Consider the following 13,693-nt stretch of genomic DNA (forward strand, 5'->3'; position numbering starts at 1 on the left):
TGGCTCTGCGGCCTCACTGCACGCGGGTCACGGTCAGGCTCTTCGGGTCCCCGCCTGCGCCGCGCAGGGTGATGTCGAACAACAGCTGTCCTTCACGGGGACGCAGGGTGGCCGAGTGCCCGGGGGTGATCGCCCGTTCCCCGCCCTGGACTCGGATGCCCTGCCTGGGCCCGTTGATGACGGTCACATACACCATGGAGGGACCGGTGTTGCGTACCGTCACGGCCTTCGTCGGCACGCACCGGCCGCCTCCGGCCGCTGCGGTGGGGCAGACGTGGCGCAAGTCTCCGAATCCGTACGTTCCACAGGAGAGCTCCAGATACTGCCCGAGCGTGGAGCGGCAGGTGCGACCGACGCTTACGCGGTCGCTCTGGACCGGTTCCGCATCATGGCGGACGGCCAGGCCGGTGGCCGCCACGGCGAGTACGGCTGAGCCCACCAACGCGCCCAAGAACAGGCGGCCTTGCTGCCGTCGCCGTTGCGTGCCGCCGGTCACCTGTGAGCTGCTCGGTCGGCGGGCGGGTCTGTCGTTCACGGGTGTCCTCGAAATGCTCGGGAGTGGCGGCGCCCCACGTCAGCGGCCTCGGCTCTCGGTGTGATCGTGTGTCTTGGTCCCATGACCGTTTCCGATGATGACCGAGTGCGCTGTGGATCTGTGACACGGTGGCCGACCGCGTTGCGTCGAGCAGTGTCACAACAACAGTGTGAGCCCTGTCCTAGGTGTGGTGGACGGCTGACTTCACCGTCACCGCCACCGGCATGAAGGCACCAGTGGGGTCACCGACCCCCCGACGGAAAGAGACCCAGACGAGAGTCGTTGTTGCGGGAGGCACCGGGCTGATCGGTTCCAGGACTGTTGCCAGGCTCCGGGACCACGGCATGGAGGTTGTGTCCGTATCGCGCGAAGAGGGCGTCGACATCATCACCGGAGAAGGTCTCGCCGAGGTCCTGCGGGGCGCCGAGGTCGTGGTGGACGTCACCGACGCACCCACACGTACGGAGAAGGCGAGCGTGGACTTCTTCGGCACCGCCACGGCCACCCTTGTGGAGGCCGCGGCGGCGGCAGGTGCCGAGCATTACGTGGTTCTGTCCGTCGTGGGCGTCGAGCGGCTGAAGTCGGGGTACTTCCGAGCGAAGCTGCTGCAGGAGGACCAGGTGCGGCGTTCGCCGATTCCCTTCTCCTCGATCGTGCGCGCCACGCCGTTCTTCGAATCCGTCGAGACCACGATGCTGATGAACACGTATGCGGACAGTGTGCACGTCGCGCCCGTCCTGATGCGTCCCGTGTCGGCGAACGATGTCGCCGCTGCGGTTGCTCATGTCGCCGTGGGAGTGCCGCTGGCCGGCATTCTTCAGGTCGCCGGCCCGGAGGAACACCGTCTCGACGACCTCGCCGCGAAGCTGCTGGCCGCGCGGGGTGACCTGCGTGATGTCGTCGCAGATACGCATGTCCCCTTCTTCGGTGCGGAGATCGGGGAACGGACGCTGCTTCCCGCGCCGGACGCCCACCTGGGGCACGAAACGTTCGCCCAGTGGCTCGCCCGCCGGTGACCCCCTCCGCGTGATGCGCGCCTTCACCGCACTCGTCACCGCGCGCATCACTGTGTACCGCACCGGCCACCAGCAGCTACGAACCGGCCCTGCGCGAGCTGTCACAAATGCACCGCATAGTCTGTCTTGCTGTTATGCAGCCTGTTATATCCAGAGAATCTACCGTTCACACGCTGCGGGACGACTATGCGGTCAGCGCCGAGTTCTACGACATCCTGCAGGGCCGGCAGGACGCCATAGAGGTCCGTCGCCTCTACCGCCGCGATGTCGCGAAGGCCCGTCTCGGAGTGCTGGATGTCGGTGCCGGCACCGGCTGTGTCACGTTGATGAGTCTGCTGGCATCCCGGGTCGGCGTGCACGCCGTCGAGCCTGCACGCGCCATGCGCACACCGCTGATGACGCGCCTCGCCGCCCTCCCCGCTGAGCTGAGGAAGCGGGTCACTGTTCACCCTCATACGCTTGGCGAGGCGGGACTGCATGGGATCGCGGACGTGGCCGTCTGCCACAACACGATCGCCTGTCTGGCACCCGCCGCACGGCGTGCCCTTTGGCCGGCCCTCGCACGGGCGCTCGTTCCCGGCGGTTCACTGCTCCTTCAGCTCCCGCCCGCTCACCTTCCGGATGAGGAAACCGTGCGTGTCCTGCCGAGTCAGAGAGTCGGGCAGCACGAGTACGGAGGACGCATGGTGCTGTCGGCCGACGGGGGCCGGATCCACACACGTTTCGACTATTGGGTGCGCGGGGCGGAGGGTGGTGTCCTGCAGGAGCACACCGAGACATTCTGGATGTGGCCGGCCTCTCGCGCCGAGATCGCCGGCGACCTGGCAGAGCACGGGTTCGTCCCGCTGCCCCGACGGGACGAACCGGCCGTGCTCGCGCTGACCCTCACTCAGTGGTGAGCGCCCCTTCATGCAGCGCCCGCGACCAGGGCATCGGCCGCCGGACCGGAGAGGCACCGGATGGGTGACGCGGGAGCAACGGGTGCCCGGAACAGTCCACAGGAACACAATGAGTAACACTGAAATCCACAATGCTGGCATCGGTGTGTGCCCTACCACGGCCGTATGCACACGCTGCTGCGGCGGCTTGTAACATGGTGGCCCCGAAGCCGGAAGGGACAACCGTGCACGCTGGTGATGACGCTGACTTCCTTGAGCAGGCGACGAGGGAATTCCTCGCGGCGCGCCCGCAGCTTTTCGGCATCGCGTACCGCATCCTCGGCAGCGCGGTGGAAGCCGAGGACATCGTCCAGGAGGCATGGCTGCGGTGGCAGAACACGGACCGCACGGACATCCTGGAGCCGGCGGCCTTCCTGACCACCGTCACCGCACGGCTGGCCATCAACTTCGCCCAGTCCGCCCGGGTACGGCGGGAGTCGTACATCGGGCCGTGGCTTCCCGAGCCGATCGACACCACGGAGGACCCTCAACTGGGGGCGGAACGGGCCGAGGCGCTCGAGCTGGCGGTTCTCTTCCTCCTCGAGAAGCTGAACCCGGTGGAGCGGGCGGCCTATGTCCTGAGAGAAGCCTTCGACTACCCCTACAAGCAGGTCGCGGACATCCTGGAAACGAGTGAGGCCAACACCCGCCAGCTGGTGAGCCGTGCACGCAAACACCTGGCCTCCGAGCGCAGGAAGCGCGTCAGCCCGGCTGATCACAAACGGCTGCTGGAGGTGTTCCTCGCCGCCGCGCAGACGGGCAATCTGGCGGTGCTCGAGGACGTCCTCGCCGCGGACGTCGTCAGCTGGTCCGACGGCGGCGGGCTGCGCGGCGCGTCGAAGATCCCGGTCGTCGGACGTACGCGCGTCTCCAAGTACCTCGCGGCGTTCGCACCCCGGTTCTGGCCCCAGGCGGACATTCGGTGGGTCGAGGCCAATGGACGGCCGGCTGTCCTTGTCTCCGCCGACGGGAACGCCGTGGCCCTGCTGTCCGTCGACGCGTCCGCCGAGGGGATCGACCGGATCATGTGGGTGATGAATCCGACCAAGCTGCTGCCCTACGTGGCGTCCCTGAGCGCCTGAGACCTCCCGCAGCAGTCGGTGGAGTGGGTCCTCGCCGTGTCACAAGAGGGATGACCTGTCGGTCTACCAGTTATCCGGAACCCAGGGTTCTCCCAGACTCGAAGGACACACGACATGACGATGGTCATGAGCGGCAGGGTGGCCCTTGCCCGCGGACGGGTGTGCTGCCCCACCCGCCAGGCAAGAACGCCCGCAGAGGCCGGCTCCTCCCCCTCCACCGCCTTGCCCGCTCTGTGCGGGCTGGGGAGGTCCTGCCCGGGCGGGCACCGCGACGACACCGGAGTCATGCTGTGAACGACCAGATCAAGTTGCCCGATCTGTCCACCGACAAGGACTTCGACGGGGAATCCTTCTCTCCCATCTACTCCACGACTGTGACCGTCAGCGGCGGCACTGCCGCGCACGGGCGAGCCACGGGGAGAGCACGGTCGGCCGACGGGACCCTGGACATCGACCTGCGCATGCCCTCCGAACTCGGCGGGGACGGTCAGGGAAACAACCCCGAGCAGTTGTTCGCCGCCGGCTTCGCGGCCTGCTACCACGGGGCCCTGAGTCTGGTGGCGCGGCGGGAGGAACTCGACCCTGCCGCAATCTCCGTGGAGGCGACCGTGGCGTTCGGGCGGGATCCGGAAGACGGCGGCTATCTGCTGCACGTCGACCTGGTGGTCAGGTGGCCAGGCGTCACTTCGGAGATCGCCACTCCCCTCCTGGAGAAGGCCGAATCACTGTGCCCCTACGCCAAGATGGCCTGGCAGGGAACACCGACAACCATCATGTTGGCTTCCTAGCCCCAACTTCAGGGCCATGCGCAGCCGCGCCCTCTGGGCGGCAGACAGGCGAGAGGGCGGGATGGCAACGCAGCCAGCCCGCCCTCGGAGTCGGCCGGTCAGCGGACCGACCGTGCTGCCTTCTGAATGAGCTGGGCGACCTCATCGGGGCGGGAGACGCTCACCGCGTGCGATGCACGGACTTCCACCGTGTGGGCCTTGGCGCGCTCGGCCATGTAGGTCTGAGTCTTCGGTGGGATGTTGAGGTCCTCGGTGGCCACCAGGACCCAGGACGGAATGGTCTTCCAGGCGGGCTCGGAGGCACCCTCCTCCAGAGCGGCGTTGGTCACCGGACGCTGGGTGACCGCCATGAGTTCGGTGGTGTTCTCCGGGACATCCGCGGCGAACTGGTCGTGGAACTTGGCCTGTTCGATGTAGAGATCCGCGCCCTGGGAACCGTCGGGCAGGGTGATCGGGACGGGGCGCAGGGCTTCGCCGAGCGTGCTGCCGGGGAACTTGGCCGCCAGCTCAGCAGCGCTCTCCCCCTTCGCCGGGAGGAACGCGGCGATGTAGACCAGTGCCTTGACGTTGTCGGCACCGTGCGCGGCGCTGCTGATGACCGCTCCACCGTAGGAGTGACCGGCCAGCACGACGGGCCCGTCGATGCCGGCCAGGAGGTCCTTGAGGTAGGCGGCATCGCTGGACAGCCCGCGCAGCGGATTGGCCGCGGCCACCACCGGATAGCCCTCCCGCTTCAGCTTCTTCACCACACCGTTCCAGCTGGTGGAGTCGGCGAATGCGCCGTGGACGAGAACCACGGTCGGCTTACGGCCGGGCGAGGAGGAACCCTTGCCCGCGCTCGCGGGAGCGACCGAGGTGGCAAGGAGAGCAGCGGCGGCGGTAGCCGTAGCCATGAGGGAGAGCGGAGTGCGCGCACGTCGGTAGAGAGAACGGCGGTTCATGACAGGCCTTTCGAAGAAGGTGTGGGTTTCAGCGGAGGCAAGAGGTGGGCGCAGGCCCGGTGCGGTCGACCCGGACTGCCGGCCGTGCGTCAGCCGGTGTGGAGCGCGGTGCGCAGGGTGTGAATGGCCTGCTGCATCGCGGCAGTGGCGGCCTGTGTGGAACGGACGGCGTTCAGCATCAGGAAGTCGTGCAGGACGCCGTTGTAGCGGACGCTGGTGGTGGGAACGCCGGCCTGTGTCAGCTTGCGGGCGTACGCCTCGCCCTCGTCCCGGAGTACGTCGTTCTCGTCGACGATGACAAGCGCGGGCGGCAGCCCCGCCAGGTCCGCGAGGCCGGCCCGCAGCGGCGACGCCGTGATCTCGGCCCGCTGGGCGGGGTCGGTGGTGTAGGAGTCCCAGAACCAGGCCATGCCCTTCGCGGTCAGGTGGGGGCCCTCCGCGAACTCCCGGTAGCTGTCGGTGTCCTGGGCGGCGTCCGTGACCGGGTAGTACAGCGACTGGTGCACGAAGGACACATCGCCGCGCTGCTTGGCCATGATGGTCAGCGCCGCGGTCATGTGGCCGCCGACGGAGTCGCCGGCCACAGCCATGCGAGAGGCGTCCAGGCCCTCGTGGACACCATTCGCCGTGATCCACCGCGCCGTCGCGTACGCCTGCTCGATGGCCACCGGGTACTTGGCCTCCGGGGAACGGTCGTACTCGACGAACACCACGGCAGCGTCCGCGCCGACGGCCAGTTCGCGCACGAGGCGATCATGCGTTCCGGCGTTTCCGAGAACCCAGCCTCCGCCGTGCACGTAGAGGACGACCGGCAGTGTGCCCTGAGCATCGACGGGCTTGACGATGCGGACCCGCACATCGCCGACCTCGGCCGGTACGGTGATCCACTTTTCCTGCACGTCGGGCTTCTCGACAGGCGCCGCCTGGAGATCGTCGAGGACCTTCCGAGCGCCTTCGGGGCCGAGTTCGTACAGGAAAGGCGGGTTGGCCGTTGCCTCCGCGATCTTCTGCGCGGCGGGCTCGAGAATGGGTTTGTTCACGATGTGCTCCTTGGGTCGGCGGGCGTGTGTGTGGGGTTTTCACCCTTATGACAGAGCATCCATGCAATGTGTGACATAAGTTGATGAAAGCTTTTTTGTCACCGTCGATTCCGCTGGTGATCTCCTCGCGCTCCCGCACGGTGGGCTTGGAATTTGGTCTCGTTCCCATGCCTCACCACTGTTCCCAACGTGTGGTTCGTGATTTCACAAGGCGGGGAAGATCCGCGGATGACGCGCCGGCGCCCGGGTTTGGTTCCGGCTGTACGCCTGGACAGGGTGCGTGAACTGCCGTCCTTCCTCTGACCGGCCGACCCGTGAAAATGTGACACACCGCGATGGATGGCCACCCGTCGCGGGTATGGCGGTGACGGTGCGGCCGAGCTGACGCTGCACACGGTGTGTCGGCCGCCCGACTGCGTGATGCCTGCCGCCTCCGCTGGGCACTCGTCTTCGATGGCGAGGCGCAGCCGTGCCGCGGCCCGCGCGGTCATAGCCCACCCGGCCGCTGCCGCGGTCCTCGCCGGGCTGATGTCACACGATCCACGTCTGTCCGGTCTGACTTGTCAAGCGGACGAAGACAGAGTGCCGCGGCAGTTGTGTGGTGGTGTGGAGAGGGAGGATGCCGTATGGACCGTGGCGATGACGCGGTACCGATCGCGGAGCTGCTCGACGAGCGGCGGCACCTGCTCGATGTCGCCTACTGGATGCTGGGCAACAGTGTGGAGGCCGAGAGTGTCATAGACGCAACCTACCGGCGCTGGTACGCCCTGTCCGACCCGGTACGCGCCCGGATCACGACGCCGCGCTCCTGGCTGGCGAAAGTGGCCGGCAGCATCTGCCTGGCCCGCCTGACCCTGCCCGACCGCAACCCAACCCGCACCGGCCAGGACCACACAACCCGCACCGCACAGCCGGCCGCGGAAACCCCCGGGACGCTGGAGCAACAGATCAGCGGGGTGTTGCTGGACGCGCTGGATGCCCTGTCCCCCACCGAGCGGGCGGCGTTCGTCCTCAACGACGTCTTCGGCATGGCCCCGGGCGCGGTCGCCGACATCGTGCGCCAGAGCGAACCGGAATGCACCGAACTGGCCGACCGCGCCCGCCGCAGCCTGCGTGCCCGCCGCGCACGGCCCACCCCACCCCAGCAGCACGACGCCCTGGCCCGCGCCCTCCACGAGGCCTGCACCACCCAGGACGAAGCCCTCCTGGCCTCACTGCTCGCCCCCGACGCCACGGCCTTCTTCGACGGCGGCGGCAAGGTCAGGGCCCTGGTCAAACCCGTCCACGGCAACACCCACGTCGCCCGCAGCCTGCTCACCCTCCTGGCCCGCCACCCCCGCACCGCCCTCGACACCCACTCCGTCAACGGACGCACCGGCCTCCTCGTACGTTACGACCACCAAGTCGTCGCCATCATCAGCCTCGACGTCGCCGGCCCCCACATCGTCCAGGTCTGGATCATCCTCAACCCCGACAAACTCCGCTCCTGGAACCGACCCAGCGCTCCTCCCGGCCCGCCGAGGCCGCACAACAACCCGGCCGGGCAACCCGGGGATTAGGGCCTGTCCGGCGGATCAGGTCGCAGACGCGGGGTCTGACACGCTGCGACGACTGCGCTCCGAACGCCGGGCGTGATTTTGCTATGGCAAACCTGTCACAGGGCGGGGATCCACCCGGTCAATGAAGCGGACGCGATCGGAACAGCTGTTACTCGGAGGAACGGAGACAGCAGGATCATGGATCTCAAGTCATCCCCCGCGGAAAGCGCCCTGGACGATGCCGTTGCTGTCTTCGTGGAGCTCCGTCCACGTCTCTTCGGCATCGCATACCGTGTGCTGGGAAGCGCGGTTGAGGCTGAAGACGTGGTTCAGGAAGTCTGGCTGCGCTGGCAGAGAACCGACCGCTCGGTGGTGGTCAGCCCCGTGGCCTTTCTGTCGAGTACGACCACCAGGCTGGCCATCAACGTGGCTCAGTCGGCCCGTGTGCGCCGCGAAACCTACATCGGCCCGTGGCTTCCCGAGCCCGTGGACACGAGCGCCGATCCCGAGCTGGGCGCACAGCGGGCCGAAGCCCTGGAATTTGCGCTGCTCCTCATCCTGGAGAAGCTGACTCCCACGGAGCGGGCCGCATACGTTCTGCGAGAGGCGTTCGACTACACCTATGCCGAGATCGCGGAAATGCTCCAGCTCAGTCTCGTCAATGTCCGGAAGATCGTGAGCCGGGCCCGCAAGCATCTCGCGGCCGACCAGCGGGAGACCGTGGACACGGCGGTGCACCGACAACTTCTCGAAGCCTTCGTCTCGGCAGCGCAGACGGGGAATGTCGCCTCACTGGAGGCCCTCCTCGCGCCGGATGCCGTCAGCCTGTCCGACGGCAACGGCATCCGGGGCGCCGCTCGCGTCCCCGTTCTGGGCCGCACACGCGTGGCGAACCTGGCGACGGCCACTCGGCGATTCTGGGGCGTGGTGGACATCCGCCCCGTGGAGGCCAACGGACGCAGCGGCGTGCTGCTCTACCGGGACGGCCGGCCATCGACCTTCATGACGATAGCGGCCTCGCAGGCAGGCATTCACCAGGTGATGTGGGTGTTCAACCCGAGCAAGATCGCCGCATTCGTCGACTCGTGTTCCCGCCACACCACAGTGCCCGGCACCTGATCACGAGCTGTGGCCACACGACCTTCACACCCATGCAGGGCTACGCCTGCCGGCCCGCTGTCGCAGTAGCGCGCTTCTGCCACTGCCTCACACCCGGACCGTTCGGCTCCCACCGGTCGCAGAACTGCCGCAGCGCCTCGCATCTGGTCAGCATGGCGGCCCTGCGGACCGGCCAGGGCGGCACCTCCCCGCCATAGGCCCGCCCTGTGCGCACCCACCGTCAGCATGCTCGGTGCGGTTGGTGCAGCCGTGCTTCAGCGGACGCATCCCCCGATCATCAGACACGGGCAGCACTCCGGCTACGCGCTGCCGCCCATAGTCACTTGACTGATGCTTCAGGTCTCAACCGGCCCCCAGACTTCTGGCAACCCGGTGTACCGATCGAATACCGATCAGTAATCCCCGGGGGCAGGAAGTGGGAAAGGGATGAATCGATGACCGGGAAGGCTTCCGACACCGATGACGAGCGCGGGTTTGCTCACCTAGAGCACAGATATCCACAAGCTGTCCAGGCGGGGTGGGTGGACAATCAACCCGGGCCTGTGACGCGCCGGACGGTCGTGCATCTCATCAGAGGGCAGAGGCGTCTGCCGGTTGTAACAGAATTCCACTACGACAGCGCCGACCCGTATTCAGTGTGCGTGATATTCAATGCGCACACCGATATGACCGTCGAGTGGACATTCGGACGCGAGCTCCTGTTGTCCGGCCAGAGGCAGCTCAGTGGTGCCGGCGACGTCCAGATCTGGCCTTCCGAAATCCACGGTTCCGGCGTGGTTTTCATCTCGTTGCGCTCGGGTGCAGAAATGGACGTTGTGGCCGCTCCGGCAAAGGTGATCGACATATTCCTCGAGCGCACCCTGGAAGTTGTACCTCTGGGGGAAGAAGAGCGTCACTCGGGTATCGACAGCCCCGTCAGTCAGCTGCTGGACGAAATATGACGAGACCCTCTGCGTGACTCCGTGTCGTGCACGATCACTCGCCATGCGACGAGTCGTCGTGCACCGCTCAACCGATGGTGAACCCCATCTGCTGCGAGAAATCGCCGGACGGGTAGCATGTGGCGCGAAGTAAGCCGTTTTCGGAGGAATCTCCACATGCTCAGCCCGCTGCCCATCGTGCCGACGACCGGACACCCGGCGAGGCCCGCACGCGCGCGATGATCGGCCGTGATGAGGAGCTGCGCAGTCTGCGCAGGCTGCTGACGGACGCGGCGGCCGGGCAGGGCGGCGCGCTGTTGGTCCACGGCACCGCCGGTGTCGGAAAGTCGGCTCTGTTGCGCACGGTCGGCGCCGAGGCGGCCGACAGCGGTTTCAGGGTGCTGCGCACATCCGGGGTGGAGACCGAGCAGTGGCTGCCGTTCGCCGCACTGCAGTTGCTGCTGCAACCGACCTCCGGCGGTATCGAGAACCTGCCGGACCCGCAGCGGAAAGCGCTGACCGACGCGTTCAGCGCCACGGAGACCGAGCCCCGGATATTCCGGGTCGGACTGGCCGTACTCGAACTGCTCGCCGACGCAGCCGACCAGCAGCCACTCCTGCTGCTGCTCGACGATCTGCAGTGGTTCGATTCGTCCAGCCGGGACGTGCTGAGGTTCGTCTCCCGGCGCACCCGCGACCTTCCCATCCTGGTCATCGCCGCCGCCCGGATCCACTCCACCGACGAGTTCAGCCTGGGCATGCACCCGGACCTCCATCTGGAACCGCTCGGCCGGGCGGCGGCCGCCGAGCTGCTCGATGCCGGCACGCCCGGCCTGCCCGCGCCGCTGCGAGCGCTCATCCTGGAGCGCGCCGCAGGCAATCCGCTGGCCCTGGTCGAGCTGCCCAAGGCGGTGCAGGGCATCCCCGCGCAGCTGGACGACCTGCCGCTGACCCAGCGGCTGGAGGCCGCGTTCGCCGCGCGTACCGACTCTGCGAGCCGCGAGTGCCGCACCTTCCTCCTGGCTCTGGCCGCCGAGCCGACCGCACCGCTGAGCCGGCTGCTGGAGGTGTCGAGTCGGCTCTGCGGCTCCGCGGTTTCCGTGGACGCGCTGCAGGAGGCGGTCGACGCGGGCCTGGTCACCCTGGTCGGCCGTACCGCCGAGTTCCGGCATCCGCTGATGCGCTCCGCGATCTACACCCGCGCCACGGTCGCCGACCGGCTGGCCACCCACCGCGCCCTCGCAGCGGCGTTGGCGGACACGCCCGAGCTCCAACTCGCCCACCAGGCGGCCGCCACGCTCGGCCCGGACGAGGAACTGGCCGCCCGGCTCGAGCGTTTCGCCGACGCGTCGCAGGCCCGGGGCAAGGTGGCGGCGGCCGTCCCGGCCCTGCGCCAGGCGGCCGAGCTTGTGCAGGACGCGCGCCGCCGCACCGGCATCCTGGTCCGGGCGGCCGAGCTGTCCACCGAGATCAACGACCGCATCAACGCCCAGATGCTGCTGGACCGTGCCGACATGAGTGTGCTCGGCCCGGTGGAGCAGGCCCGCCTCATGGTGGTGTCGGACAAGGCCGCATTCGAACCGGACGAGCCGCACCGACGGATCCAGGACATGGTCACCGCGGCGGCCGGAGCGATGGATGCGGGAGCCGCGGGCATCGCCGAGGACCTGCTGTGGCGGGCCGCCGCACGATGCTTCTTCCAGGACGGCGACGCACAGGTGCGCGCTCAGGCCGCAGCCGAACTCGATCGCTGGAACCCCGATCCGGACGCCCCCCACGTGCTGACGGTACGGGCATACACCGATCCGTACCGACACGGGGCCGACGTGATCGCGCGGCTCCGCAGCATCGAGCCGAACCGCCAGGACGGCCGGATCCTGCACTTCCTCGGCAGCGGTGCGATGGTCATCGGCGAGATCAGCCGCGCCGCCCGGTACCTGTCGCTGGCGGCTGCGTCCTGGCGGTCGCAGGGCAGGCTCGGGCTGCTCGCCCGTTCTCTGGCCGGCAGCTGGCCGCGGGTGTACCTCGGTCAGCTGGACCGGGCTCGAGAGGAGTCCGGCGAGGGGATCGCCCTGGCGGAGGAGACCGGTGAATGGATCGTCTGGCTGGGGGTGAAGGCGACAGCCGGCCTGGTGGCAGCGCTGCGCGGGGAGACCGAGGCCGCGGCGCGGCTGGTCCGCGAACTGCGCACCCACAGCCTGTTCCCCGGGATGCCGTTCGTCACGGTGATGGCGCAGCAGATCGACGGTCTGCTCGCTCTTTTCGACGGCCGCGCCACCGAGGCCTACGACATTCTCGCGCGCGCGTTCGATCCGGCCGACCCGCACTACCACTCCGTGAGCCGCTGGCTGCTCGCGCCGGACCTGGCGGACGCGGCGGTGGCCGCGGGCACCGTTGAGCGGGCCCGGGGCCTGCTCACCGAACTTCCGGAGCTGGCCGACCGGTTGCCCTCGGAAATGATGGTGGTCGCGCGGGCCTACACCGACGCGGTGCTGGCACCGGACGACACAGCTGAGGAGCGGTACGCCGCGGCGCTCACCGCACTGCCGGCGGGCTGGGCGCTGGCGCGTGCCCGGCTGCAGCTGCACCACGGCCGCCGGCTGCGCCGGCAACGCCGCAATGTGGACGCCCGGCACCCGCTGCGACTGGCCCGCGACGAGTTCGAGCGGGCCGGCGCGCAGCCCTGGGCGGAGATGGCCCTCGAGCAGCTGCGCGCCGCCGGTGAGTCGAGCGGTCGGCGTCACCCGTACGAGAGCGAGCAGCTGTCGGCCCAGGAGATGCAGATAGCCGTGCTGGCGTCGCAGGGGCTGAGCAACCGGGAGATCGGCCAGCGCCTGTTCATCTCGCACCGCACCGTCGGGGCCCATCTGTACCGGATCTATCCACGCCTGGGCATCACCAGTCGGGGCAAGCTCGCCGCCGCACTGGCCGCCCTCCACGAGGAACCCGCGGAATGAGCCGTCGGGGTCCGGCTCGGATGATCGCCGCGGGCGGGCGTGGAGTCCGGCGGTGGCTCACACGGGGTTGATCACCGTACCGGCGCGTATGCTGTCCGACTAGGCGTTTTCCGGGAGCGGGTACGAGCCGTACTCCGGGCGACCCGCCAGGTCGTACGTCTGGATGGACACGCCCGCCGCGGTGATCCGGCCGCCGGTGTGCCGGAAGGCGGTCGGGACGGTTCCCTCCGCGAACAGGCGGCGGCCGGCGCCGAGCACGACCGGGAAGGTCAGCAGGTGGACCGTGTCGATCAGGTCGAGCGCGAGCAGCGACCGGGCCAGCGCTCCGCTGCCGTGCACCTGGAGCTCGCCGTCGGTGCGCTCCTTGAGGTCGGCGACCTCCTTGGCGAGGTCACCGCCGATCACGGTCGTGCCGGCCCAGTCGGGGTCGGTGAGGGTGCTGGAGGCGACGTACTTCGGCAGGGCGTTCAGCGGGGAGGCGATCGGGTCTTCGGGGTCGGTCACCTTCGGCCAGTACGCGGCGAAGATGTCGTAGGTACGGCGGCCGAGGAGGAACGCGCCGGCGCGTTCGAAGACCTCGTTGACGAACCGGCCGAAGTCCTCGTCGGCGTACGGAACGGTCCAGCCGCCCTGCTCGAAGCCGTCACGGGTGTCTTCCTGGGGGCCGCCGGGGGCCTGGTGGACGCCGTCGAGGCTGACGAAGGAGGTGAGGACGAGCTTGCCCATGACGGGTGCCTTCTTCCTGGGTCTGCGTGGGGCGGATCCTGCTGTCATCAGGTCAGACCCCACCGGCACCCGCAACTCGTCGGTGAGTCGGAA

The 13,693-nt window shown here is 68.5% G+C and carries 12 protein-coding genes; 8 read left to right on the forward strand and 4 right to left on the reverse strand.

What is annotated here, in order from left to right; all coding sequences use genetic code 11:
• Positions 1 to 13 precede the first annotated feature (13 nt).
• Complete coding sequence (locus tag ACKTSN_RS09320; RefSeq protein ID WP_409468644.1) at positions 14 to 535, reverse strand: hypothetical protein; 522 nt, start codon at positions 533 to 535, stop codon at positions 14 to 16.
• Between the two features lie 224 nt (positions 536 to 759).
• Between ACKTSN_RS09320 and ACKTSN_RS09325 the strand changes: the two genes are divergently transcribed.
• From ACKTSN_RS09325 to ACKTSN_RS09340, 4 genes are all read left to right on the forward strand, one after another.
• Entirely contained in the window at positions 760 to 1,551 is a 792-nt protein-coding gene (locus ACKTSN_RS09325) for an SDR family oxidoreductase (RefSeq protein ID WP_409468645.1), read from the forward strand.
• 134 nt (positions 1,552 to 1,685) lie between these two features.
• A complete protein-coding gene (locus ACKTSN_RS09330) occupies positions 1,686 to 2,450 on the forward strand; it encodes a class I SAM-dependent methyltransferase (protein WP_409468646.1) in 765 nt (254 codons plus the stop codon).
• A gap of 194 nt (positions 2,451 to 2,644) precedes the next feature.
• Positions 2,645 to 3,571, forward strand: coding sequence for an RNA polymerase sigma-70 factor (locus ACKTSN_RS09335; protein ID WP_409468647.1), 927 nt, complete (start codon positions 2,645 to 2,647; stop codon positions 3,569 to 3,571).
• Between the two features lie 290 nt (positions 3,572 to 3,861).
• Positions 3,862 to 4,359: an Ohr family peroxiredoxin gene (locus ACKTSN_RS09340; RefSeq protein ID WP_409468648.1), complete on the forward strand. Its 498-nt coding sequence runs from the start codon at positions 3,862 to 3,864 to the stop codon at positions 4,357 to 4,359.
• 98 nt (positions 4,360 to 4,457) lie between these two features.
• On the opposite strand, the gene ACKTSN_RS09345 is transcribed toward ACKTSN_RS09340, so the two are convergent.
• On the reverse strand, positions 4,458 to 5,300 hold the full coding sequence (locus ACKTSN_RS09345) for an alpha/beta fold hydrolase (RefSeq protein ID WP_409468649.1): 843 nt from the start codon (positions 5,298 to 5,300) through the stop codon (positions 4,458 to 4,460).
• 89 nt (positions 5,301 to 5,389) lie between these two features.
• Positions 5,390 to 6,340: an alpha/beta hydrolase gene (locus ACKTSN_RS09350; protein ID WP_409468650.1), complete on the reverse strand. Its 951-nt coding sequence runs from the start codon at positions 6,338 to 6,340 to the stop codon at positions 5,390 to 5,392.
• Between the two features lie 626 nt (positions 6,341 to 6,966).
• Between ACKTSN_RS09350 and ACKTSN_RS09355 the strand changes: the two genes are divergently transcribed.
• The 4 genes from ACKTSN_RS09355 to ACKTSN_RS09370 all read left to right on the forward strand — a co-directional run bounded on the left by ACKTSN_RS09355 (position 6,967) and on the right by ACKTSN_RS09370 (position 12,874).
• Positions 6,967 to 7,899, forward strand: a complete 933-nt coding sequence (locus tag ACKTSN_RS09355; protein ID WP_409468651.1) for an RNA polymerase subunit sigma — start codon at positions 6,967 to 6,969, stop codon at positions 7,897 to 7,899.
• A 177-nt stretch (positions 7,900 to 8,076) separates the two neighbouring features.
• Positions 8,077 to 8,997, forward strand: a complete 921-nt coding sequence (locus ACKTSN_RS09360; protein WP_409468652.1) for an RNA polymerase sigma-70 factor — start codon at positions 8,077 to 8,079, stop codon at positions 8,995 to 8,997.
• Positions 8,998 to 9,431: 434 nt separating this feature from the next.
• The gene (locus tag ACKTSN_RS09365) at positions 9,432 to 9,938 is read left to right on the forward strand and encodes an SsgA family sporulation/cell division regulator (RefSeq protein WP_409468653.1); all 507 of its coding nucleotides are present in this window, start codon (positions 9,432 to 9,434) and stop codon (positions 9,936 to 9,938) included.
• A gap of 218 nt (positions 9,939 to 10,156) precedes the next feature.
• Positions 10,157 to 12,874, forward strand: a complete 2,718-nt coding sequence (locus ACKTSN_RS09370) for an ATP-binding protein (RefSeq protein WP_409468654.1) — start codon at positions 10,157 to 10,159, stop codon at positions 12,872 to 12,874.
• 99 nt (positions 12,875 to 12,973) lie between these two features.
• Here the strand turns inward: ACKTSN_RS09370 and ACKTSN_RS09375 are convergent, their stop codons facing one another.
• On the reverse strand, positions 12,974 to 13,600 hold the full coding sequence (locus tag ACKTSN_RS09375) for a dihydrofolate reductase family protein (protein ID WP_409468655.1): 627 nt from the start codon (positions 13,598 to 13,600) through the stop codon (positions 12,974 to 12,976).
• Positions 13,601 to 13,693: the final 93 nt, after the last annotated feature.

The sequence above is a fragment of the Streptomyces flavusporus genome (assembly GCF_046267975.1).
In the GTDB taxonomy this organism is placed as follows: domain Bacteria; phylum Actinomycetota; class Actinomycetes; order Streptomycetales; family Streptomycetaceae; genus Streptomyces; species Streptomyces flavusporus.